A 26432-nucleotide genomic window follows, 5' to 3' on the forward strand; every position below is an offset into this window, starting at 1 on the left:
TGGCGAAGCGGACGGGACTTGAACCCGTGACCTCCGGCGTGACAGGCCGGCGTTCTAACCAACTGAACTACCGCTCCAAATATGGAGAGGGAAAAATCCCGATTAAACAAAAGTGGCGAAGCGGACGGGACTTGAACCCGTGACCTCCGGCGTGACAGGCCGGCGTTCTAACCAACTGAACTACCGCTCCCCCAAGCGCTCCCCAAGCGTTCCAAAATCGCATGGTGGGCAGTACAGGACTTGAACCTGTGACCCCCGCCGTGTGAAGACGATGCTCTACCTGCTGAGCTAACTGCCCATGCGCAAAAATGCTTTTATGGAAAATGGCCCGGACTGTCAACAGAAAACTTCCCGTTTCCCCAAAATTTCGTGAAAATCCCTGCGCGGGAAAAGCGCGGCGGCAAGCCGGTATTCACGGCCAAAGGCGTTTTTGCAGGTGGAAAAACGGGTAGAGGCGGGCGCTAGAGCAGACCGCGTTTTTTCAGCTCTATTTCCAGACAGGCCAGGGCCGCGGGAGTGACGCCGGAAATGCGTCCGGCCTGCCCCAGCGTCAGGGGCTTCACTTCATTCAGCTTTTCCTGAATCTCGCGGGAAAGTCCGGCAACGCCGTCATAGTCCATATCCGCGGGCAGGCGGACAGTCTCCTGACGTGCGGCGCGGCGGACCAGATCATCCTGAAGTTCGAGGTAGCCGGCGTACCTGAGTACGATTTCGGTTTCCTGCACGATGTCGTCGTGGGCGGTTTCCAGCTCGGGGAGGAAAACCGAGAGCCGGCGCAGGCCAAGCTGCGGGCGGCGGCCCAGATCGGCCAGGGTGACGGCCTGAGAGGGGCAGGGTTCGCCCAGAGCCGTGAAAGCGGCGGCAGTGGCGGCGTCCGGGGTGAGGCGCGTGTTCCTGAGCTTGTCCATGAGTGAGCGCAGGGCCTCCTGCCTGCCGCAGAAGTGTTCCCACTGTTCATCTCCGACCAGTCCCCGTTCCCGTCCGTGGGGCGTAAGGCGGGCGTCGGCGTTGTCCTCGCGCAGGAGCAGACGGTATTCGGCGCGGGACGTGAACATGCGGAACGGCTCGTTCGTGCCCTTGGTCACCAGTTCATCGGCCAGTACGGCCATATAGCATTCGCTCCGTGCGGGGAGGAAGGGCGGGCGCTCTTCCAGCTTTGCGGCGATGTTCAGCGCTGCCCACAGTCCCTGGGCGGCGGCTTCCTCGTAGCCGGAAGTGCCGTTGATCTGCCCGGCCAGCCAGAGTCCGTCCACGCGCCGCGTCTCAAAGGTGGGGCGAAGCTGGATGGGGTTGACATAGTCGTATTCGATGGCGTAGCCGGGGCGCACGATCTCGGCGTGTTCCAGTCCCCGGATGGAAGCCACCATTTTTTCCTGAATGTCCAGAGGCAGGCTCGTGGAGATGCCGTTGGCGTAATATTCCCTGCGATCCAGACCTTCCGGCTCGATGAAGACGTGATGCCGGTCGCGGTCGGGGAAACGGGCTACCTTGTCTTCGACGGAAGGGCAGTAGCGTGCCCCTACGCCGGTGATGACGCCGGTGAACAGCGGGGAGCGGCTGAGTCCGGATCGGATGATTTCGTGCGTCTTTTCGCTGGTCCAGCTGATGTAGCAGGGGATCTGCGGAAGCACGGGGCCGGGTCCGCTGAAGCTGAAGCCCGTGGGCGGATTGTCCCCGTACTGGGCTTCCAGAGCGGCGAAGTCTATGGTGCTGCCCTTGAGCCGCGGGGTGGTTCCGGTCTTCAGGCGTCCCACGCGCAGGCCCAGGGCGCGCAGCGAGTCCGAGAGCTGCCCGGCGGCGTCATCGCCGAAGCGTCCGGCAGGGTAGTGCGTCAACCCGATATGTACCAGCCCGCAGAGAAACGTTCCCGTGGTAAGCAGGACGTGAGGGGCCGCAAATTCCTTGCCCAGACGCGTACGCACGCCCAGCACACGGCCGCCCTCCGCAACAATTTCCGTCACCATGTCCTGCCAGACGCTGACGCGCTCCTGAGCGAAGAGGTCGCGCTTGACCGCGGCGAGGTAGGTATCGCGATCCATCTGGGCGCGGCGGGCGCGCACGGCCGGACCCTTGCTGGCGTTGAGGATGCGGAACTGTATGCCGGCTTCGTCGGCCCATTTGCCCATGCAGCCGCCGAGGGCGTCTATCTCTCGAACCAGATGCCCCTTGGCCAGCCCTCCGATGGCGGGATTGCAGGAGAGATGCCCGATGCGGTCCACGTTGCTGGTAATCACCAGAACGTTGTGCCCCATACGTGCCAGGGCCATAGCCGCTTCACAGCCGGCATGGCCGGCACCGACAACGATGCAGGAATACATAGACATGGGGAAGCAGGATTGAAGGTGAAGGCACGGCGCCGTCCAGCCGGATACCGGCGCACGTCCGGCGTCTCAGGGGACATCGGACGTGCTGCCGGAGGGTGTCAGTTTTCGTAGAAGGAACGCAGGGTCTGACTGCGCACAGGATGGCGCAGCTTGCGCAGAGCCTTGGCCTCGATCTGGCGGATGCGTTCACGGGTGACGTTGAACAGCTTGCCCACTTCCTCGAGGGTGTGGTCGGACTTTTCGCCGATGCCGAAGCGCTTGCGCAGCACCTGCTCTTCGCGGGGGGTAAGGTCGGCGAGCACGGAGGCTATCTGCTCGGATAGCTTGGTGTTCACCACTTCTTCGGCGGGAGCCACGGCCTTCTTGTCCTCGATGAAATCTCCGAGACTGGAATCCTCTTCATCCCCAATGGGCGTCTCAAGGGAAATCGGTTCCTTGGCGATCTTGAGCACCTTCTTCACCTTGTCCACGGGGTAGTCCATGCGTTCGGCGATCTCTTCGGGCGTGGGATCGCGGCCAAGCTCCTGCACCAGATAGCGCGAGGTGCGGATGAGCTTGTTGATGGTTTCGATCATGTGTACGGGGATGCGTATGGTGCGGGCCTGATCCGCGATGGCGCGGGTGATGGCCTGGCGTATCCACCAGGTGGCGTAGGTGGAGAACTTGTAGCCCCGCTGGTACTCGAATTTGTCCACGGCCTTCATGAGTCCGATATTGCCTTCCTGAATGAGATCGAGGAACTGAAGCCCGCGGTTGGTGTATTTCTTGGCAATGCTCACCACGAGGCGCAGGTTGGAGCGGATAAGCTCCTGCTTGGCGCGCATGGAGGCCACCATGCCGCGGCGGATGCGCCAGAGCACTTCCTCGAGGTCGTCCACATCGTGGCAGCATTTCTCCCGCAGTACCTGAAGGCTCTCGACCTTGCCGACAATGAGTTCCTTGTAGGAGAACATCTTGTCCACGCTCATGTCGATCTCGGCGGCCACTTCCTGCATGGTCCTGGTGCGGTTGTCCAGCTCCTCGAACAGAGCCAGAAGTTCCTCCTGCGACTTGCCCGTGGTCTCCACATAGGCGTCGAGTTCGCGCTGATAGTTGCGCATCTGGCGCACATAGTCCTCAACGGTTTCCACAATGCGGTCGATGAGAGTCTTTTCGAGCTTGATCTCGCGCAGGCGGGCCACCACCTCTTCCTTGTACTGGACGATTTCCTTCTGCGTGGCGGCCACACGGCGTTCCAGCGTGCAGCAGGCGTCGAGCTTCTGGTAGATTCTGTGCTTCTTCTTGTAAATGGCCTTGATCTCGTCCAGCAGCAGAATGACGCGCTGCCGCTGGTTTATCTCGTCATCGGTGGGGTCGTCCTCCTCGATGGTCTTGACCACATCCTTGAGCTTGATGCGGTTCTGCTTGAGATCCTCACCCACGTTGATGAGTTCTTCCACGGCCACGGGGACTTCCACCAGCGCGTAGAGCACATCCTGCTCGCCCGTCTCAATCTTTTTGGCGATGACGACTTCCCCATCGCGGTCCAGGAGCGGAACCGCACCCATCTCCCGCAGGTACATGCGTACGGGGTCGGTGTTGCGGGTCGCGAAGTCACCGCTGTCATCGGAGCTGAGATCAACGGAGAAGTCAAGGGACGTCTCCACTTCGCCGTCAAAGACCATGTCCACGGGATCGTTTTCCGTGTCGGCATGGTTCACGGCGATGGACTTGCCTTCCTTTTCCGTGTCCACGATAGCGATATCCATCTGGTCGAACATCGACATGATTTCTTCAAAATTTTCCGGAGGGGTCATCAGTTCCGGGGGCACGGATTTGCTGACTTCCTCGAAGGTGAGGTAGCCTGCGGACTTGCCCTTGGCAATCAGCGTCTTGAACTGCTGCATTTCTTTGAGATTATTGGTCACTACGCCTCCCTCGCGCTTCCAGAAGTGCGCGCAAATATTCCCTTTGGGTATCCTGATCGGCCGTGCCCTGGCGGAGGGCGGCCACCACGGATGCCCTGTGTGATGTCGTCTGCAGGTCGTCCAGCATTCGCCGGATAGCGTTAAGTTCGCCGTCCTCGTTGTCCAGAGGGGGAGCATCCGTTCCCCGGCAGCGGATCCAGAAATTTTTTTCTCCCGGCTCCAGTTCATCGAAGGCCATGTCCGAGTTGTACAGTGCGATCTTCTTCCAGAGCTTGAGCGCCCAGGGGGCGGACAGCGCGAGATCGGCCCCGCAGGCCTTGAGGTCGGGCAGGCGGTGCGGGTAGCGGACGGCAAAGGTCATGATTTCGCGATCGCGTGTGACGCCCTTTGGCAGCAGGGGCCGGCGTACCGCGGGCTTCGTCTCCCGCCGCTGAAGCACGGTGCTGCGCAGTTCTGCTTCGGAAAGCCCAAGGCCGGTGGCCAGTTCCGCAGCGAAACGGTGAAACAGTTCGGGCATGTCCACCTGGCCGAGGAAGCGCCGCGTCCATTCCACAGCGTCCCTTGGGGCCATGCCGCGCAGAACCGAAATGCAGAAGGCCAGCCCGTCCTGCGCATGGGCGCGCAGGTCTTCCACCGCTTCGCGCCCGTAGGTGCGGAGCATGCTGTCGATGTCGTTGTCGTCCGGGAACAGGATGACTTTGCAGGACAGTCCCCGGCTGAGCAGCATCTCGCAGGAACGGAAGGCAGCCTTGCGGCCGGGGGCATCGCCGTCGAACATGAGTTCCATCCGGGTGGTGAAACCGGAGAGCCGCTTGATCTGGTCGGGGGTGAGTGCGGTTCCCAGAACTCCTGCGGCCTGCGTATACCCGTACTGATGCAGGGTGATGACATCCATGTAGCCTTCCGTGAGGATGACGTTTTTTTTCACGGCGATGGACGGCCGCGCCTGAAACAGGCCGAAGAGGTGTTCGCCCTTTTTGTAGATGGGGGAATCGCTGCTGTTGATGTATTTGGCGTCGTCTTCCCTGGCCAGCGCGGGGATGATGCGCCCGCCGAAGGCGATGGCCTGCCCCGAAAGATTGCGGATGGGAAACATGAGCCGGTTGCGGAAGCGGTCGAAGGTGCGGCCTGAGCCGCTCTTCGACTGGAGTCCGCAGGCGGCCGCCGCGTCCAGGCTGTATCCGGCGCGGCGCAGTGAGTCGCCCAGATCCTGCCAGAGTTCGGGCGTCCAGCCAAGGCTGAACGTCTCCTGGAGTTCGGGGGAAATGCCGCGCTCTTCAATGTAGTCGCGGCAGACACGGGCGTCCTGTCTGCGCAGATTGCTGCGGAAATGTGCGGCCGCAAGCTCGTGCATACGGAGCATGTCACGCTTCTCTGAGCGTTCCTGACGCGCCCTGGGGTCGGGGCGGTAAGACTCGAGCTGTACGCCCGCTTCCTCAGCCAGAGCCGCAAGAGTTTCCTTGAAGTCCAGTCCGTTGAGGCGGCCGTAGAAGTCGAAGATGTCGCCGGAGGCCTGGCAGCCGAAGCAGTAGAACGTCCCCTGTTCCTCGTTGATGGAGAAGGACGGCTTGGTCTCCTGATGGAAGGGGCAGGGCGCCACGAGGCGGGAACCCACAGGGCGCAGTTCCACATAGCGTCTGGCCAGATCTGCCAGACTGATGCGGGACTTGATCGCCTGTATGACGTCGGTATTCCTCATTCTCGTGCTGCCTGTTGTTTTGTGTCAGCGGAAAAAAACCTGGGTCATGCCGTCGCCGCCCTGATCTTCGGGTGCCGTGCCGTAGGAGGCCACGCCCGGAAAGGTGCGCAGCATTTCATGCACGGCCTTGCGCAGTGCGCCCGTGCCCCGGCCGTGGACGATTTCCACGCCGTCCGTTCCCGTGAGCAGGGAGCGGTCGAGAAACTGTTCGAGTTCCGCCAGCGCCTCGTCCGCGCGCTTTCCTCTCAGATCGAGGCGCAGGAAGGGCACAGTCCGGGAAAGTTTCGTGGTGACGCTGGACCTGGGGGCAGGGGAAGCGCTTACGGGTTCAAGATCTTCAAGCTTCGCCCACATGGTCACGCCGTTGAGGTCTATTTTGGCCTTGCCGTTCCTTGCGTCCACTTCGCGGATTACGGCCTTCTGATTCCACAGCCGGTGCATTACCTCGCCGCCTGGCGTGAATTGCGAGGCGTCCGGAGCCGGGCGCTCCTCCGCGTCTTCCTGCGATGCAAGGCTGACCCGCAGTCTGGCCATGGCCCGCTGCGTCTGCCGCGCCGTGGCCTTGCCGCTCCTGTATTCGCGCATCAGTTCCTGAGACATGCGGCGCACTTCTTCGTCCAGACGCTGACGTTCCTTTTCCAGTTTTTCCTGAAGAGCCGCACGCCGGTCACGAAGGCGGCGTTCCTCGTCCTTCATGCGGGCGAGTTCCTCTTCCCGCTGGCGTGCCAGCGCGTTGAGCCGATCCATGACGGCACCGGCATCGTCGCCGTCCATGAGCAGATAGTGCTCGGCCCGGCGCAGAACGGATTCCGGCAGACCGTGTTCGCGGGCCACGTCCAGAGCCTGGCTTGCGCCCACCTGATCATAGGCCAGATGGAAGAGCGGCTTTTTGGTCTTCGGATCGAAGAGTACGGAGGCGGCGCGCACGCCCTCATGGGTAAGCGCGTAGCTCTTCAGCGCGGGAAAATGGGTGGCGGTCACGGTGAACGCGCCCTTTTCCAGAAGTCCGTCCAGCACGGCCTGAGCCAGCGCCGCGCCCTGGGAGGGATCCGTGCCCGCGCCGAACTCATCCAGCAGCACCAGGGAATGGGCGTCGAGTTCGTCCCAGATGGCGGAAAGGCGGCGTATCTGGCCGGTGAACGTGGAGACGTGATCGTCCAGGCTCTGCTCGTCGCCGATGAAGGCGCGGACATTGTTCCAGAAGGGCAGCGTTGCTCCCCTGTCCACGGGAGCGGGCAGACCGGAGAGTGTCATCAGGGTGACGAGACCGAGGGTCTTGAGGGCCACGGTCTTGCCGCCTGCGTTGCCGCCGCTGATGACGAGGACGCGGTCGCCCTCGCGGAGCAGCAGGTCGGAAGGCTCGATGCGCCGCGGTCCGGTGTAGGACGGATCCTTGGCGTGGCGGGCTGATTCCAGCACCAGAAGAGGATGGCGCGCACCTGGCAGGTGGAGATCTGCGCCTTCTTCCAGCGGTACGCAGCGGCCGTCCAGTGCATCCCCCAGAAGACATTTGGCGCGGCCAAGGTCGAGCCGCACGAGGAGATTCCACGCAGCACGGAGCAAGGGCATTTCCTGAAGCATGAGTCCGGCGATCATGCGCAGAACCTTGCGTTCCTCCTCACGCTCCTTCTGCTTCAGCTCCTGAAGCCGGTTGTTCTGCTCCACCAGAAACAGCGGCTCGAAATAGAGCGTCTCGCCGGTGTGCGAATAGTCGTGAACGACGCCCTGGATGCGGCCCTTGAAGTTGGCCTTGAGCGGCAGGACGTAGCGGTCGGACGACAGGGTCATGTAGTCGTCCTGGAGATAGTGCGCGATGTTGTACTTCTCCGCAAATTCTTTCACCCGGCGCAGGCAGTTCTGATGGATGCTGCGCAGTTCGCCACGCACGAGGAGCAGTCCCGGCGAGCTTTCGTCCCTGAGCGATCCGTCATCGCTCACGCAGCGGTTCAGGGCGGAAAGCACCAGCTCCGGCATGGGCAGAGAGCAGGCGAGTGCGTCCAGAAGCGGCCGCCGTGACGCTCCGGCGTGTATGCTTTCCGCAGCGCGGCGGGCCTGGCCAAGCGTCTCCCGGAGAGCCCAGAGCGCGTCCAGGTCGGGGGCTGGGTCGGGACGCCTTTCCACATAGTCCAGAAGCCCGGAAATATCGGGAAAGGAGGCGAGGGAAAAGTCGCCTTCCGCCATCCAGGAATGCTGTTCGTCGTAGAGGAGCTGACTTTCGCGCACGGCGGATACGCCGTCCAGAGGCCGCAGACCAAGAGCGGCTTCCCGTCCGGCCTCGGAAAGGCAGAACGAGGAGAGCTGTTCCAGAACGCGGGGGAATTCGAGGGCGCGAAGTGTGCGTTCGTCCATGAATAAATCGAAGCAGTGGGACTGCTGGAAGCGGGCTTTCACGGCTGCGCTTACGGCCTTGCCGTCTACACGGCCCTTGCATTCGGCCATGATGGCGCTGATGGCCTTGCCCATGTTTTTCATGCCGCCATCCAAGAGCGGTGCAACCGCGCGTTCCACCGCCTCGGCCAGCTCCGCTTCACTGAGGGGGGCAGGCAGATAGGCCCTGAGAACCTCTGCTTCAGCGGCTTCCTTTTCGGCGAGGTCGGAACGCCCGGCGGCGGTATATTGTTCGATGGAGTCCTGACGCTGTTTGAGTTCGTGCATGATGACAGACAGATACTCGTCCTCGGACAGCGGATGCATAAGCTCCACCTGTTTGTTCTTTGCGGCTGTTTTCAGAAGACGCAGCGTTCCGAGGCGAACCTGCTGCCTGGACTTGTAGGCTTCCAGATAGTCCCTGTCGATCTGTTCTGCGATGCTCATGGCGGTCTTTCCTTCCCGTGGGCGTCCCGAAAGGCGGGATGGCCTTCGGACAGCCTCTTTTGACAATGGCAGAGGAGCCGGAAACCGCTCCCGTCGGGAGATACGATTTCCGGCTCTCGAACCGGCTTGCCCGGTCAGCGCGACGCAAACCGCGGCAAAAACGAGATTATCCCATGTTGACCTTGCGCATTTTCTTGACGAGGCGCTTGCGGGCGGCAGCCTTCTTCTTCTTGCGCATGACGCTGGGCTTTTCGTAGTGCTGGCGCTTCTTCATTTCGGAGAGCACGCCGGCCTTTTCCACCTGCTTCTTGAAGCGGCGCAGGGCGATGTCGAAATTATAATCGTCTTCGGTGAGAAAAACTCCGGGCATGAAAATCACCCCCTTTTCAGCGAATCTTTTTGTTCCGTCCGATCCGCCAGAAAAAGGAATGAACGGAAAGGTAGTTCGGAAGCATGACTCCGAACGCCGGACTGACGTCGGAAGAAAGTGGCAAATTAAACTTTTTTGCCAAAAAAAGCAAGCCCCTGAACACGGAAGGTTTCAGGAAAAACTGCGCCCCGTTCTCCCCTCGGGCAGAGGCGGAACGGACGTGAGACGGGCCTCGTGCGTCCAGGCCGCCCGCGGTCAATGCTGCTCGTGTTCCGTCTTTTTGGCGTCCTTGATGGCGCGGGCAAAGACCAGAGTCAGACCGATGGCGAGGACGAGGAGAACCGCGTAGAGTACGCCGAAGAAGATGGCGTAGTCAGGCTGCCACAACGGCAGAGTCCACGGGAAGGGACCCTGGCCGTTTTCACCGTGCATGAGCATGAGAACTCCTTGAAACTGAAAGGAAGGCTTGTCCCTGCCTCAGCGGCTCAGTGGACTTTTTTCTTGAGATTGTCGCTGGCTCTGAAGACGATGGTCTTGCTGGCGGGGATAGTAATGGTTTCACCGGTGCGGGGGTTGTGCCCCTTGCGTTCCTTGCGTTCCTGCACCAGAAGTGAGCCGAAGCCGGGGAAGGAGATTCTGCCTTCGGCAACGAGGGTCTCTTTCATGGCATCGAGCATGGCATTCAGCACCTGTTCGGCGTTGACCCTGCTGATGGAGCTTTTTTCGGCAATTTTGGCGATAAGTTCCGCTTTCGTCATGAGAAGGCTCCTTTTCTTTGAGCATTGAGGTGAAACTGACGGCTGTATTAGGCCATGCTTTGATTGCAACGTCAAGAGGTTCTCTGGTTCCGAAGCATGATTTTCAGGAATAGAGAGACCTGGCGAGGCTGTGGAACAGGGAGACGGCGAGAGTTTCCGGCCGCACGGTGCGGTCTATCCCCAGATGATCGAGGATCTCCGGGGAGAAGCGTTCGGGTTCAGCGTGGCGCAGGATGTTCTGAAGCTGCTTTCGGCGCTGCTGGAAGCAGATTTTGACGAGACGCGCGAGGTGTTCCGGCTGTTCAGGGCGTTTTTCCCGGGGCAGAGGCTCGAAAAGTATCACGGAGGAATCGACTTTCGGCGGAGGAGAGAAGGCCGCCGGACCGAGGACGAAGCCTTTCCGGGGGCTTACAAAGCTCTGTATCCACACGCTGAGCGCACCGTAGTCCCTGCTTCCAGGGGTGGCGAGGATGCGGCCGGCGACTTCCTTCTGAACCATGAACACGGCGCGCTCCAGGCGCGGGGTGCGCCGGACCAGCTCCCACATGAGCGGCGAAGCTATGTTGTAGGGCAGGTTTCCGGCGACCTTCCACGGGCCTTCAAGATTTTCCCACGGGTAGGCGAGGGCATCGCCAGGGATCACTTCCAGCCCTGGAAGCGGGAGGGCGGCGTGCTGTCCGGCGTAGTATTCGTCCTTTTCGAGGAGCAGCAGGCGGCTCCACGGGAGAGGGCGCAGAAGGGCTGTGAGCGCACCGGGTCCGGGGCCGATTTCCAGAACCTGATCGCCATCCCTGACGCCGAGCAGCTCCACAATGCGCCGGACGGCGCGCTCATCGCGCAGAAAGTGCTGGCCGAGGCTTTTCCTGGCCTTTGCCGGAGGAAAAAGGTGGACTTCGCTCATGCCGTCACATGGTGTCGTATTTTTTGAAGCGCATGGTGAACCCAGCCCGTCCCTGTGTGGCGGATCGCAGTGCCGTGGAGAAGCCGAAGAGTTTGCGCATGGGAGCCATGCCGGAGAAATACCTTCTTCCGCCGCGTTCTCCCAGCTCTTCGATCTTGCCGCCGCAGTTCTGGAACAGGCTGATGGAGGCGCCGAGGGCCTCTTCCGGGGCGACGATTTCCACGTCCATGATGGGTTCCAGCACAACGGCCCTGGCCTGGCTCATGGCTTCACGCACGGCCAGGGAAGCCGCCATGCGGCAGCCTGCGGCGGTGGCTCCGTCCTTTGCCGCGGCGGTTACGGTGACGGCCACGTCCTGCACGGGGTAGCCGGTCTGCGGGCCGGAAAGAAGACTGTCGTTGATGCCCTGAAGCACTTCGTCAGCCAGAGCGCGGGGCAGTGCCGTGCGGAGATCCTCCGGATGGGCGAGAGCGTCGCTCAGGCTCACGAGGTTGCCCGTGTCGCGGGGACGCGGGGACACCGTCAGAGTTATGTCGCCGAAGTGGTGCACCGTGCCGAGATCGCGGTCGAAGACGCCCCGCCCTTCGGCTTCGCGGCGCACGGTCTCGCGGGCCACAACCTGGGGCTGTCCGGCTCTGGGTGTGATGCCGTATTCGCGTTTCATGCGCTCCAGGATCACGTCAAGGTGCAGTTCGCCCATACCCGAAAGGATGCGGTCGCCGGATTCCTCGTCCAGGGTAACGCCCAGGGTAGGATCCTCAGCCGCGTAGCGGGCCAGCGCTTCGTCCAGGACCTTGCCTTCGTCGGCGTTGCGCGGTTCCAGAGCTTCGGAGATCACGGGCTTCACGTCTTCCAGCCGTTCCAGCAGCACGTCCAGGCCGTGCGCCGTGAAGGTGTCGCCCGTGCGCGCCGAACGCAGGCCCAGCACGGCCACAATGTCGCCGGAGCAGGCTTCCGCAAGCTGTTCCTGCTGGCCGGCGTCCATGCGGAACATGCGTGAAATGCGCTCGTCCTTCTTCAGCGCGGCGTTGCGCACAGTGTCACCTTCCTTCAGGCGGCCGGAGTAGAGGCGCATGAGGGCGGTTTTGCGGCCACCGTCCATGATGATCTTGAACACCAGTCCGCAGAACGGCGCGCCGGGCTGGACATCCACCGTTATTTCCCGGCTGCCGTCCACCGTCGTGCCGCGGGGCGGAGCCGCTTCCAGGGGAGACGGCAGATACCGGCAGACCGCGTCCAGAACGGGCTGAACGCCGGAATTCTTCAGCGCCGAACCCGCCAGCACGGGGGTGACGGCCCGTTTCAGGGCGGCCCGTTTCAGGGCGGCGTGGATGTCCTCTTCGGTGAAGGATTCCTCCAGATAGCGTTCCATGAACTCATCGTCGTTCTCGCCCAGCGTTTCCAGGGTGCGTTCGCGCCAGAGTCCGGCCTGCCGGATCTCATCGCCTTCCAGAGGCAGTTCAGCCACCTCCTGGCCCTGAGAGGACTGGTCAAAGACCAGCTTTTTCATGCGCACGACATCGGCCAGCGCGTAGAAGTCCGGGCCTTCGCCCAGGGGGATGGTCACGGCTGCGGGCGTGGCGCCAAGGCGTTCGTGCAGGGACTCGAACACGGCAGAGAAATCGGCCCCCACGCGATCCATCTTATTAATGAAGGCGATCTTGGGGACGCCGAATTCTTCCGACTGCCGCCACACGGTTTCAGACTGCGGCTCCACGCCGCCCACGGCGCAGAACACGCCCACGGCGCCGTCGAGAACGCGCAGGGAGCGTTCCACCTCGATGGTGAAGTCCACATGGCCGGGGGTGTCGATGAGGTTCAGCGTCCAGTCCTTCCAGTGGCAGGTGGACGCGGCCGCGGCGATGGTGATGCCGCGTTCCTGCTCTTCGGGCATGAAGTCCATCGTGGCCGTGCCATCGTGGACTTCGCCCATGCGGTGGATCTTGCGGGTATAGAAAAGAATGCGTTCGCTGAGTGTCGTTTTCCCGGCATCGATGTGGGCGATGATGCCGATGTTGCGGAGGAGGGCCATGCTTTCGTCAGTCTTCATCAAACGTTCCTTTGAGGTTTGCAGTCTTTCCCTTCAGGGGGAAAAGAAGGATTGATAACATGGCGAAGCCTCAGACATCCTTGTCCTTACTCCTCCCTCCCTTCGGGGAGAAGCCATCCGCACGCCCCTTGACTGCCGGCTGCGGAGTCAGTCGGAAGAAGAGGCCGGCTGTGGATTGAAACATGCGGAAGTCTCCTGAAAGAGATAGGCGGAACATGCGGAAGACCGGAAAAAGTCAGGGGCCGGGCCGGGCCAGCAGGCTTCCATGCCGGGACCGAGGATCATGTCCGGGGAGGCGGGCACCTTTGTCTTTTCGTCCGGCACATAGGCGGCGCGCACGCCGGCGGCAGCTTCCGTGAGCAGTTCCGCATCGGGGTGCAGCCAGCGCAGGCGGGCGGCGAGAGCTTCGGCGTCCGGGCCTGAGGCGTAGAGCGAAAGCAGCCGCGGCGACGGCCGGTCACGCAGCACGGGCAGTCCGTCTGCGGCGGCTCCGTGCAGCAGGGACTTCTGAGCCGGAGAAAACGTTCCGTCCGCGCCGGGAAAAAGCAGCAGCCGCCCGTCGGAAGAGACTGCGCGCAGGTCTTCGTAGACATCGGCCAGACGGTCTCCGCCAAGGACGAAGGAATCTTCCAGTCCGGCCAGCTCCATGGCGGTACACAGCGCAGGGGAGAAGGCCTGCTCCGAGACAACGGCTATGCGCCCGGTACCTGCGGCGAGTGCGGGCACGAGGCATGCCAGAAAACGGGCGGGGGAGGCGTAGCCCGGGCCGGCGCAGGCCAGCACCCAGGCGGCGGGGCGGAGCGTGTCCGTGTGCCGAAAGCCGCTGCGGAGCGAACAGGACGAGCGCGCAGAGACGCCGTCCTGACCGGGCCAGCGGTGGAAGGCGAAGGCCAGGGCCGTCTTGAGCAGGGCGCGCAGTTCCGGCGCGGCGTTCTCGTAGGCGCCGGCGGAGAGCGCGTCTTCTGGACGGCAGGCTTCCAGCCAGCCGGGCAGTTCGGTGCAGAGTTCCATGATGTCCCCCTTTCCTTTCTGGGTACGACGCCCGCGCCGCCTCGTCAATAGCGGATGCCGGTTCGTCCGGGCATTTTTCCGGCAGGCGCCCTTTCCAGCTACGCACTTTTTTTATAAGAAAGAAAAACGCCAAAGGAGGCCGTCATGCCCCGCCTCGCCATCGTTACGCCAGCAGGCAGACTGATTCTGGAAGAACAGGAAGAAGCGCTCACGCGCATAACATATGCGGGCGCCCCTGCCGCGCTTGAAGAGGGCGGGGAGCAAACGCCGCTCCTTGCCGAAACCCGGCGTCAGCTCGAGGCCTATTTTTCGGGCCGGCTGCGGGTCTTTGACCTGCCTCTGAGAGCGGAGGGCACAGCCTTCCAGCAAGCGGTGTGGCGTCAGCTCTGCGCCGTGCCCTTCGGCGGACTGATGACCTACGGCGGCATCGCGCACCGTCTGGGAAGAGCGGGTGCGGCCAGAGCCGTGGGCATGGCCTGCCACGTCAACCCGATTATGATCGTCGTGCCCTGCCACCGCATTGTGGGTGCGGACGGAAATCTCACAGGCTACGCTCCCGGGCTTGAGGTCAAGCGCTTTCTCCTCCGGCTGGAAGGCTCGCTTCCTCAGGCGGAAAGACGCCGTGCACAGATGGTGCCGCATCTGGTTTGCCCATGAGAAGGGCGGACTGACAGGAAAACGCCGTGAGCAGGCGGCCCGGCCCCGCGGCAGGGGAAAACACGTTGCGTTTTAGCGGAAACGACTCTATGCTTACACGGTTCCATCACGCATTGGAGGCGTCCTCATGAAGAAGATTTCTCTGTTGACCGCTGCCGCGCTGGCTCTGGTGTTCTTCCTTGCCGGCGGAGGAGCGATGAAGGCTGTCAGCGCAGAAGCGGACTACGAGTCCCTGCGCCGTTTCAGCCAGATACTGGACATCGTGGAGCAGCACTACGTCAACGATGTCTCACACAAGGAACTTCTGGAAGACGCGCTCAAGGGTATGCTCCAGAATCTGGATCCTCATTCCACGCTCATGACGGAGAAGGAATTTCAGGAGATGCAGGAGAATACCAGCGGCGAATTTTTCGGCGTGGGCGTGGAAATCACCATGGAAAACGGCCAGGTCATGGTCGTCAGCCCCATCGAGGACACGCCGGGCTACAAGGCCGGGCTTCAGGCCGGGGACTCCATTCTCGCGGTAGACGGCCAGTACACCATGGAAATGTCCCTTACGGAAGTCGTCTCCCGGATGCGCGGCAAGCGCGGTACCGTGGTAGAACTCAAGGTTCTGCACAAGAATGGCGCGAAGCCCGTGACCATGAAGATCCGGCGCGATGCCATACCGCTTCTCAGCGTCAAGTCCAGAGAGCTGGAACCGGGCTATCACTGGATACGCCTCACCCGCTTCAGCGGGCACACGGCAGAGGAACTTTCCGAAGCTCTGAACAAGGCCCGTGCCGGAAGCGGGCTTAAAGGCATAGTCCTTGACCTGCGCAACAACCCCGGCGGCCTTCTGGATCAGAGCGTGGAGGTGTCCGACCTCTTCCTGAGCGGCGGCGACATTGTGTCCATGCGCGGCCGCGACGCCGCTTCCCGCCGCGTCTTCAAGGCCAGGCCCTCCCAGGACGATGTGACCTGCCCCGTGGTGGTGCTGGTGAACGCCGGAACCGCTTCCGCCTCGGAGATTGTAGCCGGGGCGCTGCGTGACCAGAAGCGTGCGCTCATCGTCGGCGAACGGACGTTTGGCAAAGGTTCCGTGCAGAACCTCATCCCTCTGTCCGACGGTACGGGCCTGAAGCTCACGGTGGCCCGCTACTACACGCCTTCGGGCAAGTCCATTCAGGCGGAAGGTATCGTGCCCGACTTCGAGATTGCCTGGGAGCCGCCCCGCGAGGAGAAAACGCCGGAACTTTCCCTGCGCGAGAAAGACTTGCGCGGCCATCTGGAACAGAAGGACGGCGGAGATAAGAACGAAAAGAGCGGCACGGCCGAGGCCGAGGAAGCAGCCCGGATGCTCGCCCGCGACAATCAGCTCCGTATGGCCCTGCAATTTGCCAAAACCCTGCCCGCGCTCAGAGAACTTAAAAATTGACGCCCGCCCGGCGGCATCTGGAGGAACCATGCTGCAGAGAACTCTTTCCATCATAAAACCGGACGCCGTAGCCCGTGGACTTCAGGGGGAGATTCTGGCCATGATTCAGGCCTCCGGTCTGCGCATTGCGGCCATGAAAATGCTCCGCCTTACCGAAGCGCAGGCCGGGGCGTTCTATGAGGTGCACCGCGAACGTCCCTTTTACGGCGACCTTGTGCGTTACATGACCTCCGGCCCCGTGGTCTGTTCGGTACTGGAAGGCGAGGATGCGGTGGCGGCTTACCGGGCGCTCATGGGAAGTACGGATCCGGCCAAAGCCGCGGAAGGCACCATCCGCAGAAAGTATGCCCAGAGTGTGCAGGCCAATGCCGTACACGGTTCGGACGCTCCTGAGACGGCTGCCCGGGAAATCGCGTTTTTCTTCAGTCAGACGGAGATTGTGGGATGAAGACCGTAGGCTGCATCGGCTGCGGAAACATGGGCGGCGGTGTGCTCCGCGGACTCGCCGCCCGGGGCGGCTGCCGTCTGCTGGGGCATGACCACAGCCGTTCCAAGGTGGACGCACTGGGTGTTGAGTGGGCAGGCAGTCCTTTGGAACTCGCCCGCCGTGCCGAAGTGATCCTTCTGGCCGTCAAGCCTTATCAGATGGAAGCCATGCTGGAAGAGATCCGGCCTGCGCTGGATGCTTCCAAAGTCGTGCTTTCGCTGGCCGCGGCCTTTTCGCTGGACAAACTGCGCAAGGGCACAGCCGGCATCTGCCCCGTGGTGCGCGTCATGCCCAATCTGCCGGTTATCGTGGGCAGGGGCGTCTTTGCCCTGTGCTTTGACGATCCCGTGCTTTCTGAGGAGCAGCGCGGGGAGCTGCTGAACATGTTCCAGAGCCTGGGCAGGGCCATCGTGCTTCCGGAAGCTCAGTTCCCCGCCTTCTCTTCGCTGGTGGGCTGCGGGCCGGCCTTCGTCTTCCTGTTCATGGAAGGACTGCTCAACGCCGGCATCACCATGGGACTGAAGGCTCCTGCCGCCAGAGAGCTGATCGCCGCCATGGTTGAGGGTTCGGCAAAGCTCTGCCTTGAATCCCCGGAGAGCTTTGCCGACCTGCGCGTCAAGGTATGCTCTCCGGCGGGAACGACCATACGCGGCGTCAATCATCTGGAACGCTGCGCCGTTCCCGGCCATGTGACCGACGCCGTTCTCGAAGCGCTGAAGCGCGATCAGGAAATGGCGCGGTGAGACGGGCTGCCGCGTCTCATCCCTGCGCAGGCGGAGTGCTTTTCTGCCTGAGGTGCTGCCATGCAGATGCCTGACAGACGGATGATCTTTGGGATCAACTGGGGGCTGGCGCTTGCCACGCTTCTGCTCTTTGCCGTCGGCATGGTGAATCTGTATTCCGCCAGCGCCTCCCGCATGGAAGGAGGCTTTGTCCTGTCCCCCTTCTACCAGCGGCAGCTCGTCTGGGGGCTGGTGGGCCTTGCCGCCATGGTCTGCTGTATGCTGCTGGACTACCGGCGCATCGAACGGCTCGCGGTCCCATGCTACGTCATCGTCCTCATTCTGCTCATGCTCGTTCCCATAGCGGGCAAGACCGTCTATGGCGCGAAGCGCTGGATAGACCTCGGCGTCATGAACCTTCAGCCCAGCGAACTGGCCAAGTTCGCCGTGCTCATGATGGGAGCCAGGTTTCTGTGCCGTGACGGAGAAACGTTGGGCTGGAAACGTCTGGGAGAAGTGCTGGCCATAGGCGTGATTCCCTTCCTGTTCATTGTCAGGCAGCCTGACCTCGGCTCCGGGCTTACGGTGCTGGTTCTGCTCGGAGGCATGGTGCTTTTCCATGGTGTGAAGTGGCGGGTACTGCGCGTTTGCCTCATTGTCCTGCCCCTGCTCATGCCTTTGGGCTGGTTCGTCCTCCACGACTACCAGCGCGAGCGCATCCTGACGTTCCTTGACCCCACGCGCGACCCGCGGGGCGCGGGCTACCACATCATTCAGTCACAGATCGCCATCGGTTCGGGGGAAATGTTCGGCAAGGGTTTCCTTGCAGGTACACAGAGTCAGCTCCGTTTCCTGCCCGAAAAGCACACGGACTTCGCCATCGCCGTTTTCGGGGAAGAGTGGGGCTTTGTGGGCTGCCTGGCTCTTATCGCGCTGTTCTGTTTCTTCCTCGCCGCCATGTACGGAACCGTGCGCGATGCCAGGGACCGCTTCGGAAGTACGCTTGCGGCAGGCATCTTCTTCTATTTCTTCTGGCAGATCATCGTGAACATCGGTATGGTGGTGGGCATCATGCCCGTGGTGGGTATGCCGCTGCCCTTCATCAGTTACGGCGGTACGGCTCTGGTGGTGAACTGCGCTCTCGTGGGCATAGTGCTGAATATTTCCATGCGCCGTTTCGTCTTTAAAGGTTAGGCTGTCTCTGCTCAGAGGCTTTTTCCCGCCTTCGGAGTTTGCGCCGCTGTCCCATGTTCTGGCGGGTGTTTTTGCCGGAATGCGAAAAAAGTTTTATTTTTTTTCGCCGAAAAATCGGAAAAAACGCCGGAGAAAAATTGGAGAAGAGGCCTCCCCTTTCGGGGAAAGGCTGCTGGCGCATTATTATTTAATCAAATTATTTTATAAGGATATATGTTTTTAAACACGCTTTTTTTCGGGGTTGAAGACTGAAAGGCAGTGTAAAGAGAAAGCCATCCGGCGGGGAAAGGCTTTTGACAAAAGATAGGAAACGGCGTAGGTCTGAATTAATTCTAGCCTCAGTATGCCCTACTTGAGGCAGAACAATGAGGATTTGCGATTGCAGGGCGGTTTTTCCGCCCCGGCTGGAGGTTCCGTAATGATCAATATTGACATCACCCTCCTGATCCAGCTGGTGAACTTTCTGGTTTCTCTGGCGCTCATCTATGGCCTTATCATCCGTCCCATACGCGGCATCCTTGCCCGCCGCCGTGCGGAGAATGACAGGCTGAGAGGAAATGCCGAGGCACTGGAGAACGAGGCCGGTCTCAAGCAGGAGGGCTACGCCGCCCGCATCGCTCAGGCCAGAGCGGAAGTGGCCGCTCTTCGCGACAAGGTGAAGGCGTCCGCTCAGAAGAGCGCGCAGGAAGCGCTCGGTGCTGCGGGAGAAAAGGCCAGGGCCATCCATCAGGAGGCCATCGCCCGCATTCAGGACGAAAGTCGCGCGGCCCGGAGTGAGCTTGACGGCCGTGTGGACGAATTCGCCCGGATGGCGGTCAAGTCCATGCTGGGATAACGAGAGCAGAGGAGAGAGGCGTGCAAAAGTTTTATCGAGTGCTGGCAGCCTGCGCTCTGGTGCTGATGTCCTGCCAGGCCGCATACGCGAGTTCGGAAGGGGGCATTCCCTGGGGCGACTTCCTGCTCCGTGTGCTCACGTTCGCGTGTTTTTTTGCCATTATCTGGAAATGCGCCGGCCTGCTCATCAAGGGCTTCTTCAAGAAGCGCCGCGCCGCCATCGTCCAGGAAATGGACGGCCTGGCCGCCCGCCGGGCTGAGGCTGAAGCCCGTCTTGCCGAGGTGGAAAGGCAGATCGCCGATGTGGAGACCGAATGCGCCCGTCTTCTTGAGGAAGGCCGCATTCAGGCCGAGCGCATGAAGGATGCCATTCTTGCCGATGCCGAGCGTCAGGCAGCCCGGATTGTGGAGCAGGCCGCCCATGTCGCCGAGCAGGAAGGCAAGGTGGAACTGGAGGCTATCCGCAGCAGGATGGCGGAATCTGTCGTTTCGGCGGTGGAGAAGACCCTTGCCGAAACGCTGGATGCCCGTGCCCATCAGAAGCTGATCGACCAATCGTTGACCAAGGTGGTGCTGCAGTGATCGGCAATGTCGTGTCTCGCCGCTACGCGTCCGCGCTCTTTGCGCTGGGCAGGGACGCCGGCCTTGAAGAACTGGAACGGTGTGGAAACTCGCTGCGGGCTTTGGGCGAGGCTGTGGAAAAGACTCCGAAACTTGCGGAGGCTTTCAGCAATCCTGCCCTGTCCGCGGAGGAGAAGAAAAAAGTTGCGCTGGCCCTGCTGGATGTGGCGGGCGGCGGCGCTATGGAACGGCGTTTTTGCGCACTGCTGGCCGACAAGGGCCGGCTGGCGCTCCTGCCCGCCATCGCAGCGGACTATGACGTGATGCTGGACGGCGCCCGCGGCGTTTCCCGCGGCGTGGTCACTACGGCCATAGAGCTGGACGCTGAGCGCAGAGACGCCATCAGGCAGAAATTGGAATTGCAGACTGAGCGCAGGCTGGAGCTTGAGTACGTCATCGACCCTGCCATCATCGGAGGCATCGTCTTCCGGGTGGGAGATATGGTGTATGACGCAAGTCTGCGTGCGCAGCTCGATAACCTCAGGGAAGTCATCAAGAGGGGTGAGTAGGCCATGCACATCAAGGCTGAAGAGATCGGAAAGATCATCGAGGAGCAGATCCGCAACTACGACCAGCATGTGGAAATGAGCGAAACCGGCACCGTCATCTATGTCGGCGACGGTATCGCCCGCGTCTATGGCGTGCGGAACGCCATGTCGATGGAACTGCTGGAATTTCCCGGCGGACTCATGGGCATGGTGCTCAACCTCGAAGAGGACAATGTCGGCGTCGCTCTGCTCGGCGACGATACCGGTATCAAGGAAGGCGATCCTGTCAAGCGCACGGGCCGCATCTTCTCCGTGCCGGTCGGCCCCGCGGTGGCCGGTCGAGTGCTGAACCCTCTGGGGCAGCCTCTCGACGGACTTGGCCCCGTGGAACGCGCGGAAATCCGTCCCGTGGAGCTGAAGGCTCCCGGCATCATGCAGCGCAAGAGCGTACACGAACCCATGGTCACGGGACTCAAGGCCATCGACGCCATCACGCCCATTGGCCGCGGCCAGCGTGAACTTATCATCGGCGACCGTCAGGTGGGCAAGACCGCCATCTGCGTGGACGCCATTCTGGCGCAGAAGGGCACGGGCGTACACTGCTTCTATGTGGCCATCGGCCAGAAGAAGTCCACCGTCGCGCTGGTGGCGGAAACTCTGCGCAAGTACGGGGCCATGGAGTACACCACCATCGTGTCCGCCTCCGCCTCCGAATCCGCACCGCTTCAGTACATCGCGCCCTATTCCGGCTGCACCATGGCCGAATACTACCGCGACAACGGAGAGCACGCGCTCATCATTTATGACGACCTGTCCAAGCAGGCCGTGGCCTATCGCCAGATGTCCCTGCTGCTCCGCCGTCCCCCGGGACGTGAAGCCTTCCCCGGCGACGTGTTCTACCTCCATTCCCGTCTGCTGGAACGCGCGGCCAAGCTGAGCGATGAACTCGGCGCCGGTTCCCTGACGGCTCTGCCCGTCATCGAGACCCAGGCCGGCGACGTGTCGGCCTACATCCCGACGAACGTCATTTCCATTACGGACGGACAGGTCTTCCTTGAAACCAACCTGTTCAACGCCGGTATCCGTCCCGCCATCAACGTGGGTATCTCGGTATCCCGCGTGGGCGGCGCGGCCCAGATCAAGGCCATGAAGCAGGTTGCCGGTTCGCTCCGTCTGGATCTTGCCCACTATCGTGAAATGGCCGCCTTTGCCCAGTTCGGCTCCGATCTGGACAAGGATACCAAGGCCATCCTCGATCGCGGCGCCCGCATGACGGAACTGCTCAAACAGCCCCAGTATCGCCCCATGCCCACCGAAGAGCAGGTGGCTTCCATCTTCTCCGCCTCCCGCGGCTTCCTGGACGATATCGAGGTGAGCGATGTGCTGCCGTTTGAAAGCGGCCTGCTGGAAATGCTTCGCAGCGAAAAGCCCGATATCCTCGCCGATATCCGCGACCGCAAGAAGCTGGATGATGATCTTGAAGCCCGTCTTTCCGCGGCCATCAACGAGTTCAAGGTATCCTTCAAGGCGCGGGGGTAACTCATGCCTTCGTTGAAAGATGTAAAACTCCAGATATCCGGCGTCGGCAAGACCAAGCAGATCACGAGGGCCATGGGCATGGTCGCCTCGGCGAAGCTGCGCGGCGCCCAGAACCGCATCGAACGTTTCCGGCCCTACGCGGAGAAGTTCAACGAGATGCTGGATTCTCTTTCCGGACGCACGGAAGAAGCGGCGCACCCGCTGCTCCAGGCGCACGGTCAGCCGAAGACGGCAGTCATCCTGCTGCTCACTTCTGATCGCGGCCTGTGCGGGGGCTTCAACATCAATCTGATTTCCGCGGCGCTCAGCCTGGCCAAATCCAGAGAGGAGGCGGGGCTGTCCGTCCGGTTCATCTGCGTGGGGAAAAAGGGCCGCGACGCCATACGCAAGACCCCTTACGAGATCATGGAATCGTACGGGGATGTCATGGGTTCGTTCGATTTCACCCTGGCGGCACGTCTTGGCGGAAAGGTTTCCCAGCTCTACGCCGGATGCGATGCCGATGAAGTTTATCTGGTGTACAGCGAGTTTGCGAGCATGACGCGCCAGGTTCCCTCGACGATGGCGATTCTGCCCGTGACCGCCGCAGCCAGTGAGAAAAAGCAGGACGGAGCGTCCGCCGAGTGCTTGTACGAGCCGGAAGCGGGCGCGCTGATGGCAGAATTTCTGCCGCGCTACGTCAATGTTCAGATCTACCGCGGACTTCTGGACAATGCCGCCAGCGAACATGCGGCGCGCATGGCTTCCATGGACAACGCCACGCGGAACTGTGATGAGCTGATCAACACCCTGACGCTGCTGTACAACAAGACGCGTCAGGCCACCATTACCAACGAACTCATCGATATTGTTGGCGGCGCGAATGCGCAGCAAAGCCAGTAGGAGCATTAGGGCATGACAGCAAACAAAGGCCAGATAGTACAGGTCATCGGTGCTGTTGTGGACGTGGCTTTCCCCGAGGGACAGCTTCCGAACATCCTCAACGCACTCGAGATCCATAATACCAATAATCCCAACGCTGCCGACCTGATCTGCGAAGTGGCCCAGCATCTGGGCAACAACGTGGTGCGGACCATCGCCATGGACAGCACCGATGGTCTCGTCCGCGGCATGGAAGCTGTGGATACCGGCAAGCCCATCATGACCCCTGTGGGCAAGGCGGCCATCGGCCGTATCCTGAATGTGGTCGGCAAGCCCGTGGACGGACTTGGCCCGGTGGAAACGGACAAGTACTTCCCCATCCACCGTCCCGCTCCTGAATTCACGGATTTGAACACCCAGGTGGAACTCCTGGAAACCGGCATCAAGGTCGTGGATCTGCTGATTCCCTTCCCCAAGGGCGGCAAGATCGGTCTGTTCGGCGGCGCCGGTGTGGGCAAGACCGTTATCCTCATGGAGATGATCAACAACATCGCCAAGCAGCACGGCGGCAACTCCGTGTTCGCCGGCGTGGGCGAGCGTACCCGTGAGGGCAACGACCTTTACGGCGAGTTGAAGGAAGCCGGCGTTCTGGAACGCGCCGTGCTGGTCTACGGTCAGATGAACGAGCCGCCGGGAGCCCGCGCCCGCGTGGCCCTCACCGCCCTGGCCTGCGCCGAGTACTTCCGCGACGAAGAGCATCAGGACGTGCTGCTGTTCATCGACAACATCTTCCGCTTCACGCAGGCCGGCTCCGAAGTGTCCGCACTGCTGGGCCGTATGCCTTCCGCCGTGGGCTATCAGCCCACGCTGGGCACGGACCTTGGCGGTCTTCAGGAACGTATCACCTCCACGGCGGCCGGTTCCATCACCTCCGTGCAGGCCGTGTACGTTCCCGCTGACGACCTCACCGACCCTGCCCCTGCCACGACCTTCGCACACCTTGACGGTACGCTGGTGCTCAACCGTTCCATTGCCGAACTGGGCATCTATCCGGCCGTGGATCCGCTCGACTCCACCTCGCGCATCCTCGATCCCAACGTTGTCGGACCGGAGCATTACTCCGTGGCGCGCCGCGTGCAGCAGGTGCTTCAGAAGTACAAGGATCTTCAGGACATCATCGCCATCCTCGGTATGGACGAACTTTCCGACGAGGATAAGATGACCGTGGCCCGCGCCCGCCGCATCCAGCGCTTCCTGTCCCAGCCCTTCCATGTGGCCGAGGTGTTCTCCGGCATTCCGGGCGTCTATGTGAAGCTGGAAGATACCATCAAGGGCTTCAAGGGACTGCTTGACGGCGACTACGACTATCTCTCCGAGACGGACGTGTTCAACGTGGGCAGCATTGACATGGCCATTGAGAAGTATAACAAGCGCCAGCAGGCTTAGGGAGACCGCCATGGCAACCCTTCGTCTCGATATCGTCACTCCTGACCGGGTCGTGCTCGGTGCGGACGTGGACTATGTCGGCGCCGCTGGAGTGGACGGGCAGTTCGGCGTTTTGCCTGATCACTCACCGCTGCTTTCGGCTCTGAAGATCGGCGACCTCTACTACCGGCAGGGCGGTGAAGTAAAATGGGCCTTCGTGTCCGGCGGCTTCGCCGAAGTCTCGGAAAACAAGGTGACGGTGCTGGCCGAAGCCGCGGAACTGGCAGCCGACATTGATGTGGACAGAGCGGAACAGGCTAAGGCTCGTGCGGAAAAACGCCTCAAGGCTCCGGAACCTGATACCGATACGGCTCGTGCCGAGCTGGCGCTGACTCGTGCCATAGCCCGCCTCCGCGTGGCTGCACACCGCTAGCAGATACCTCATTCTCAACGCAAAGGGGAGACGTTCCAGGAACGTCTCCCCTTCGTTTTTGGTAAACAGCCAAGGCATAAAAGAAGTTTTTTGGGGGGACAGCGGTAGTTCGTACAAAAAAACGACGTTCTCGCGCAAGGATTCATCGACAGTTATAATGTCAATGAGTTGTTGGCATTTCTATCCTAAAAGGCCTTTTTTAGCAAGAGGTGCTCCAAGAAAAGTCAGCGCTGTTTTTCGGCATAAAAAATAAATTATAAATTCAACGTATTATATCGCTTTTTGGCGCTCATCCCGTGTTCATTGACATTATAACTGTCAATGAATTGTTGGCATTCTCCAGGCTGGATGGGCTTATGGCACACAAAACCCGCGGCGTTCTTGCCGCCGAATCGAACATTACACGGAGTGAGGCTCCGCTGTTCTGCGACTTTGTCGAGGCGCGCTATCTGCCGTTCGTCCGGCAGAACAAACAAAACTGAAAGATAAATCGGGAAAACCGTCATTATGGTATTTTCATCCCCCTTGTTTCTTTCCCTTTTTCTGCCTGTACTCCTCCTGATTTATGCTTTGGCACAAACAGGTTACAGAAATACCGTGCTTCTTCTGGCCAGCCTTCTTTTCTATTCCTGGGGAGAACCGAAGGCCCTTCTCGTCATGATCGGCCTTATTGCTGTCAATTACTATGCGGCGCTTCTCATGGATACGCCGAAAGTAAACGTTGTTTTTTCCCGGCGTGTACTCTTGTGGGCTGCCGTTATCCTTAACCTGTCAGCGTTGTTCTTTTATAAATATCTTGATTTTGCCATTATCAATATCAATAAATTGATACCAATGTTTGGTATGCCGGAAATAGAGCTTTTTCATATTGCCCTTCCTATAGGCATTTCCTTTTACTGTTTTCAGGCCATGTCATATACCATAGACGTGTACCGCGGGGAAGTAGAGGCGCAGCACAGTCTTGCCAGACTCGCGCTTTACATTTCGCTTTTTCCGCAGCTGGTGGCAGGGCCCATAGTGCGCTACAGCACCATATGCAGCGAGCTGGAAGATCGCACCCTGCACTTCGATAATGTTTATGAGGGACTTGTTCGTTTTTCCATTGGTCTCGCCAAGAAGGTTTTCATCGCCGACTCCATGGGCTTTGTGGCGGACAAGATTTTTGTTGCCAACGTGTCCGCCATTCCTCAGCTCTGGGCGTGGATGGGCTGCATCGCCTACACTCTGCAAATTTATTACGACTTTTCGGCTTACTCCGATATGGCCATCGGGCTTGGCCGGATATTCAATTTTCAATTCTTGGAAAACTTCAACTTCCCTTACTCTGCCCGCTCCATCAAGGATTTCTGGAGGCGCTGGCATATCTCTCTGTCATCGTGGCTTCGGGATTATGTGTACATTCCTCTTGGGGGAAACCGCATATCCATCGTGCGCACGCTCGTCAATCAGTTCATAGTTTTCTTCCTCTGCGGCCTCTGGCATGGGGCGGCCTGGAATTTTGTAGTCTGGGGTATCTGGCATGGGCTGGGCCTGGTGTCGGAAAAGTTTACAGGACGGTATCTTGCCAGGCTTCCTGCACTTTTCGCCCATGCCTATGTGATGCTTTTTGTCATGACAGGCTGGGTGTTCTTCCGTTCACCCGACCTTTCCTACGCCACAGCATATCTGAAAATTATGTTTCTGGGAAATGCAGGATATGACATGTTTTCGTTTATTCCGGCATGGAGACACTGCATTACCATAAGCAACGGCTTCTTTATGCTTCTTGGCCTGCTTTTTTCCTGGCCGATACGCATATTCTCTTTTCATACGCTTCAGCATCGGTATGGCGGAGTATTAACTTTGGCCGTCATTTTTTTCGTAACCTACTGTTTTGCTATGACAAGCAAATTCAGCCCCTTTCTTTATTTCAGGTTTTAA

General features: G+C 60.6%; 24 protein-coding genes and 3 tRNA genes. 14 read left to right on the top strand and 13 right to left on the bottom strand.

Annotated elements, in window-relative coordinates; all coding sequences use genetic code 11:
• The 13 genes from Q0Z94_RS03760 to Q0Z94_RS03820 form a co-directional block, all read right to left on the bottom strand.
• Window positions 1-77 (bottom strand) — tRNA-Asp (locus Q0Z94_RS03760).
• 36 nt (window positions 78-113) lie between these two features.
• A tRNA-Asp gene (locus Q0Z94_RS03765) sits at window positions 114-190 on the bottom strand.
• Between the two features lie 32 nt (window positions 191-222).
• Window positions 223-298 (bottom strand) — tRNA-Val (locus Q0Z94_RS03770).
• A gap of 163 nt (window positions 299-461) precedes the next feature.
• On the bottom strand, window positions 462-2324 hold the full coding sequence (mnmG, locus tag Q0Z94_RS03775; RefSeq protein WP_298067686.1) for a tRNA uridine-5-carboxymethylaminomethyl(34) synthesis enzyme MnmG: 1863 nt from the start codon (window positions 2322-2324) through the stop codon (window positions 462-464).
• Between the two features lie 98 nt (window positions 2325-2422).
• Window positions 2423-4210: an RNA polymerase sigma factor RpoD gene (rpoD, locus tag Q0Z94_RS03780; protein WP_298067717.1), complete on the bottom strand. Its 1788-nt coding sequence runs from the start codon at window positions 4208-4210 to the stop codon at window positions 2423-2425.
• A 10-nt stretch (window positions 4211-4220) separates the two neighbouring features.
• On the bottom strand, window positions 4221-5930 hold the full coding sequence (dnaG, locus tag Q0Z94_RS03785) for a DNA primase (protein WP_298067687.1): 1710 nt from the start codon (window positions 5928-5930) through the stop codon (window positions 4221-4223).
• Between the two features lie 24 nt (window positions 5931-5954).
• Window positions 5955-8744 (bottom strand): GatB/YqeY domain-containing protein, encoded by a 2790-nt coding sequence (locus tag Q0Z94_RS03790; protein WP_298067688.1) that lies wholly within the window; start codon window positions 8742-8744, stop codon window positions 5955-5957.
• Between the two features lie 166 nt (window positions 8745-8910).
• Entirely contained in the window at window positions 8911-9114 is a 204-nt protein-coding gene (gene rpsU / locus Q0Z94_RS03795) for a 30S ribosomal protein S21 (RefSeq protein ID WP_298067689.1), read from the bottom strand.
• A 255-nt stretch (window positions 9115-9369) separates the two neighbouring features.
• Window positions 9370-9552, bottom strand: a complete 183-nt coding sequence (locus tag Q0Z94_RS03800) for a hypothetical protein (RefSeq protein WP_298067690.1) — start codon at window positions 9550-9552, stop codon at window positions 9370-9372.
• Window positions 9553-9599: 47 nt separating this feature from the next.
• A complete protein-coding gene (locus Q0Z94_RS03805) occupies window positions 9600-9872 on the bottom strand; it encodes an HU family DNA-binding protein (protein WP_298067691.1) in 273 nt (90 codons plus the stop codon).
• A 103-nt stretch (window positions 9873-9975) separates the two neighbouring features.
• On the bottom strand, window positions 9976-10773 hold the full coding sequence (gene rsmA, locus Q0Z94_RS03810) for a 16S rRNA (adenine(1518)-N(6)/adenine(1519)-N(6))-dimethyltransferase RsmA (protein ID WP_298067692.1): 798 nt from the start codon (window positions 10771-10773) through the stop codon (window positions 9976-9978).
• A 4-nt stretch (window positions 10774-10777) separates the two neighbouring features.
• Window positions 10778-12823 (bottom strand): elongation factor G, encoded by a 2046-nt coding sequence (fusA, locus tag Q0Z94_RS03815; protein WP_298067693.1) that lies wholly within the window; start codon window positions 12821-12823, stop codon window positions 10778-10780.
• 147 nt (window positions 12824-12970) lie between these two features.
• The gene (locus Q0Z94_RS03820) at window positions 12971-13834 is read right to left on the bottom strand and encodes a hypothetical protein (RefSeq protein WP_298067694.1); all 864 of its coding nucleotides are present in this window, start codon (window positions 13832-13834) and stop codon (window positions 12971-12973) included.
• Window positions 13835-13978: 144 nt separating this feature from the next.
• On the opposite strand from Q0Z94_RS03820, the gene Q0Z94_RS03825 reads away from it, so the two are divergent.
• The 14 genes from Q0Z94_RS03825 (at window position 13979) to Q0Z94_RS03890 (ending at window position 26432) form a co-directional block, all read left to right on the top strand.
• Window positions 13979-14491 carry a methylated-DNA--[protein]-cysteine S-methyltransferase gene (locus tag Q0Z94_RS03825; protein ID WP_298067695.1) on the top strand — a complete coding sequence of 171 codons (513 nt, stop codon included), beginning with the start codon at window positions 13979-13981 and terminating at the stop codon, window positions 14489-14491.
• Window positions 14492-14618: 127 nt separating this feature from the next.
• Window positions 14619-15908: a S41 family peptidase gene (locus Q0Z94_RS03830; RefSeq protein WP_298067696.1), complete on the top strand. Its 1290-nt coding sequence runs from the start codon at window positions 14619-14621 to the stop codon at window positions 15906-15908.
• A gap of 28 nt (window positions 15909-15936) precedes the next feature.
• On the top strand, window positions 15937-16356 hold the full coding sequence (ndk, locus tag Q0Z94_RS03835; protein WP_298067697.1) for a nucleoside-diphosphate kinase: 420 nt from the start codon (window positions 15937-15939) through the stop codon (window positions 16354-16356).
• Window positions 16353-17138 (top strand): pyrroline-5-carboxylate reductase, encoded by a 786-nt coding sequence (gene proC / locus Q0Z94_RS03840; protein WP_298067698.1) that lies wholly within the window; start codon window positions 16353-16355, stop codon window positions 17136-17138. The genes ndk and proC overlap by 4 nt, the downstream gene beginning before the upstream one ends.
• A gap of 60 nt (window positions 17139-17198) precedes the next feature.
• Entirely contained in the window at window positions 17199-18311 is a 1113-nt protein-coding gene (rodA, locus tag Q0Z94_RS03845; RefSeq protein WP_298067699.1) for a rod shape-determining protein RodA, read from the top strand.
• Between the two features lie 418 nt (window positions 18312-18729).
• Window positions 18730-19146 carry an ATP synthase F0 subunit B gene (locus tag Q0Z94_RS03850; protein ID WP_298067700.1) on the top strand — a complete coding sequence of 139 codons (417 nt, stop codon included), beginning with the start codon at window positions 18730-18732 and terminating at the stop codon, window positions 19144-19146.
• Window positions 19147-19166: 20 nt separating this feature from the next.
• A complete protein-coding gene (locus tag Q0Z94_RS03855; protein ID WP_298067701.1) occupies window positions 19167-19727 on the top strand; it encodes an ATP synthase F0 subunit B in 561 nt (186 codons plus the stop codon).
• Window positions 19724-20275, top strand: a complete 552-nt coding sequence (gene atpH, locus Q0Z94_RS03860) for an ATP synthase F1 subunit delta (RefSeq protein ID WP_298067702.1) — start codon at window positions 19724-19726, stop codon at window positions 20273-20275. Before Q0Z94_RS03855 ends, atpH begins: the two co-directional genes overlap by 4 nt.
• Window positions 20276-20278: 3 nt before the next feature.
• Window positions 20279-21793, top strand: coding sequence for a F0F1 ATP synthase subunit alpha (gene atpA / locus Q0Z94_RS03865; protein ID WP_298067703.1), 1515 nt, complete (start codon window positions 20279-20281; stop codon window positions 21791-21793).
• A gap of 3 nt (window positions 21794-21796) precedes the next feature.
• A complete protein-coding gene (locus Q0Z94_RS03870) occupies window positions 21797-22675 on the top strand; it encodes a F0F1 ATP synthase subunit gamma (RefSeq protein ID WP_298067704.1) in 879 nt (292 codons plus the stop codon).
• Between the two features lie 12 nt (window positions 22676-22687).
• Window positions 22688-24100 carry a F0F1 ATP synthase subunit beta gene (gene atpD, locus Q0Z94_RS03875; protein ID WP_298067705.1) on the top strand — a complete coding sequence of 471 codons (1413 nt, stop codon included), beginning with the start codon at window positions 22688-22690 and terminating at the stop codon, window positions 24098-24100.
• 10 nt (window positions 24101-24110) lie between these two features.
• Complete coding sequence (locus Q0Z94_RS03880; RefSeq protein ID WP_298067706.1) at window positions 24111-24512, top strand: F0F1 ATP synthase subunit epsilon; 402 nt, start codon at window positions 24111-24113, stop codon at window positions 24510-24512.
• Window positions 24513-24868: 356 nt separating this feature from the next.
• Window positions 24869-24994 carry a hypothetical protein gene (locus Q0Z94_RS03885; protein ID WP_298067707.1) on the top strand — a complete coding sequence of 42 codons (126 nt, stop codon included), beginning with the start codon at window positions 24869-24871 and terminating at the stop codon, window positions 24992-24994.
• A 115-nt stretch (window positions 24995-25109) separates the two neighbouring features.
• A complete protein-coding gene (locus Q0Z94_RS03890; protein WP_298067708.1) occupies window positions 25110-26432 on the top strand; it encodes an MBOAT family O-acyltransferase in 1323 nt (440 codons plus the stop codon).

Source organism: uncultured Mailhella sp., from assembly GCF_947631555.1.
Taxonomy (GTDB): Bacteria; Desulfobacterota; Desulfovibrionia; order Desulfovibrionales; family Desulfovibrionaceae; genus Mailhella.

Bases quoted from the DNA above. Each gene is read 5' to 3' on its own strand.
- mnmG (WP_298067686.1), bottom strand. From the start codon at position 2,324: ATGTCTATGTATTCCTGCATCGTTGTCGGTGCCGGCCATGCCGGCTGT.
- rpoD (WP_298067717.1), bottom strand. From the start codon at position 4,210: ATGCAGCAGTTCAAGACGCTGATTGCCAAGGGCAAGTCCGCAGGCTAC.
- dnaG (WP_298067687.1), bottom strand. From the start codon at position 5,930: ATGAGGAATACCGACGTCATACAGGCGATCAAGTCCCGCATCAGTCTG.
- Q0Z94_RS03790 (WP_298067688.1), bottom strand. From the start codon at position 8,744: ATGAGCATCGCAGAACAGATCGACAGGGACTATCTGGAAGCCTACAAG.
- rpsU (WP_298067689.1), bottom strand. From the start codon at position 9,114: ATGCCCGGAGTTTTTCTCACCGAAGACGATTATAATTTCGACATCGCC.
- Q0Z94_RS03800 (WP_298067690.1), bottom strand. From the start codon at position 9,552: ATGCTCATGCACGGTGAAAACGGCCAGGGTCCCTTCCCGTGGACTCTG.
- Q0Z94_RS03805 (WP_298067691.1), bottom strand. From the start codon at position 9,872: ATGACGAAAGCGGAACTTATCGCCAAAATTGCCGAAAAAAGCTCCATC.
- rsmA (WP_298067692.1), bottom strand. From the start codon at position 10,773: ATGAGCGAAGTCCACCTTTTTCCTCCGGCAAAGGCCAGGAAAAGCCTC.
- fusA (WP_298067693.1), bottom strand. From the start codon at position 12,823: ATGAAGACTGACGAAAGCATGGCCCTCCTCCGCAACATCGGCATCATC.
- Q0Z94_RS03820 (WP_298067694.1), bottom strand. From the start codon at position 13,834: ATGGAACTCTGCACCGAACTGCCCGGCTGGCTGGAAGCCTGCCGTCCA.
- Q0Z94_RS03825 (WP_298067695.1), top strand. From the start codon at position 13,979: ATGCCCCGCCTCGCCATCGTTACGCCAGCAGGCAGACTGATTCTGGAA.
- Q0Z94_RS03830 (WP_298067696.1), top strand. From the start codon at position 14,619: ATGAAGAAGATTTCTCTGTTGACCGCTGCCGCGCTGGCTCTGGTGTTC.
- ndk (WP_298067697.1), top strand. From the start codon at position 15,937: ATGCTGCAGAGAACTCTTTCCATCATAAAACCGGACGCCGTAGCCCGT.
- proC (WP_298067698.1), top strand. From the start codon at position 16,353: ATGAAGACCGTAGGCTGCATCGGCTGCGGAAACATGGGCGGCGGTGTG.
- rodA (WP_298067699.1), top strand. From the start codon at position 17,199: ATGCAGATGCCTGACAGACGGATGATCTTTGGGATCAACTGGGGGCTG.
- Q0Z94_RS03850 (WP_298067700.1), top strand. From the start codon at position 18,730: ATGATCAATATTGACATCACCCTCCTGATCCAGCTGGTGAACTTTCTG.
- atpA (WP_298067703.1), top strand. From the start codon at position 20,279: ATGCACATCAAGGCTGAAGAGATCGGAAAGATCATCGAGGAGCAGATC.
- Q0Z94_RS03870 (WP_298067704.1), top strand. From the start codon at position 21,797: ATGCCTTCGTTGAAAGATGTAAAACTCCAGATATCCGGCGTCGGCAAG.
- atpD (WP_298067705.1), top strand. From the start codon at position 22,688: ATGACAGCAAACAAAGGCCAGATAGTACAGGTCATCGGTGCTGTTGTG.
- Q0Z94_RS03880 (WP_298067706.1), top strand. From the start codon at position 24,111: ATGGCAACCCTTCGTCTCGATATCGTCACTCCTGACCGGGTCGTGCTC.
- Q0Z94_RS03885 (WP_298067707.1), top strand. From the start codon at position 24,869: ATGGCACACAAAACCCGCGGCGTTCTTGCCGCCGAATCGAACATTACA.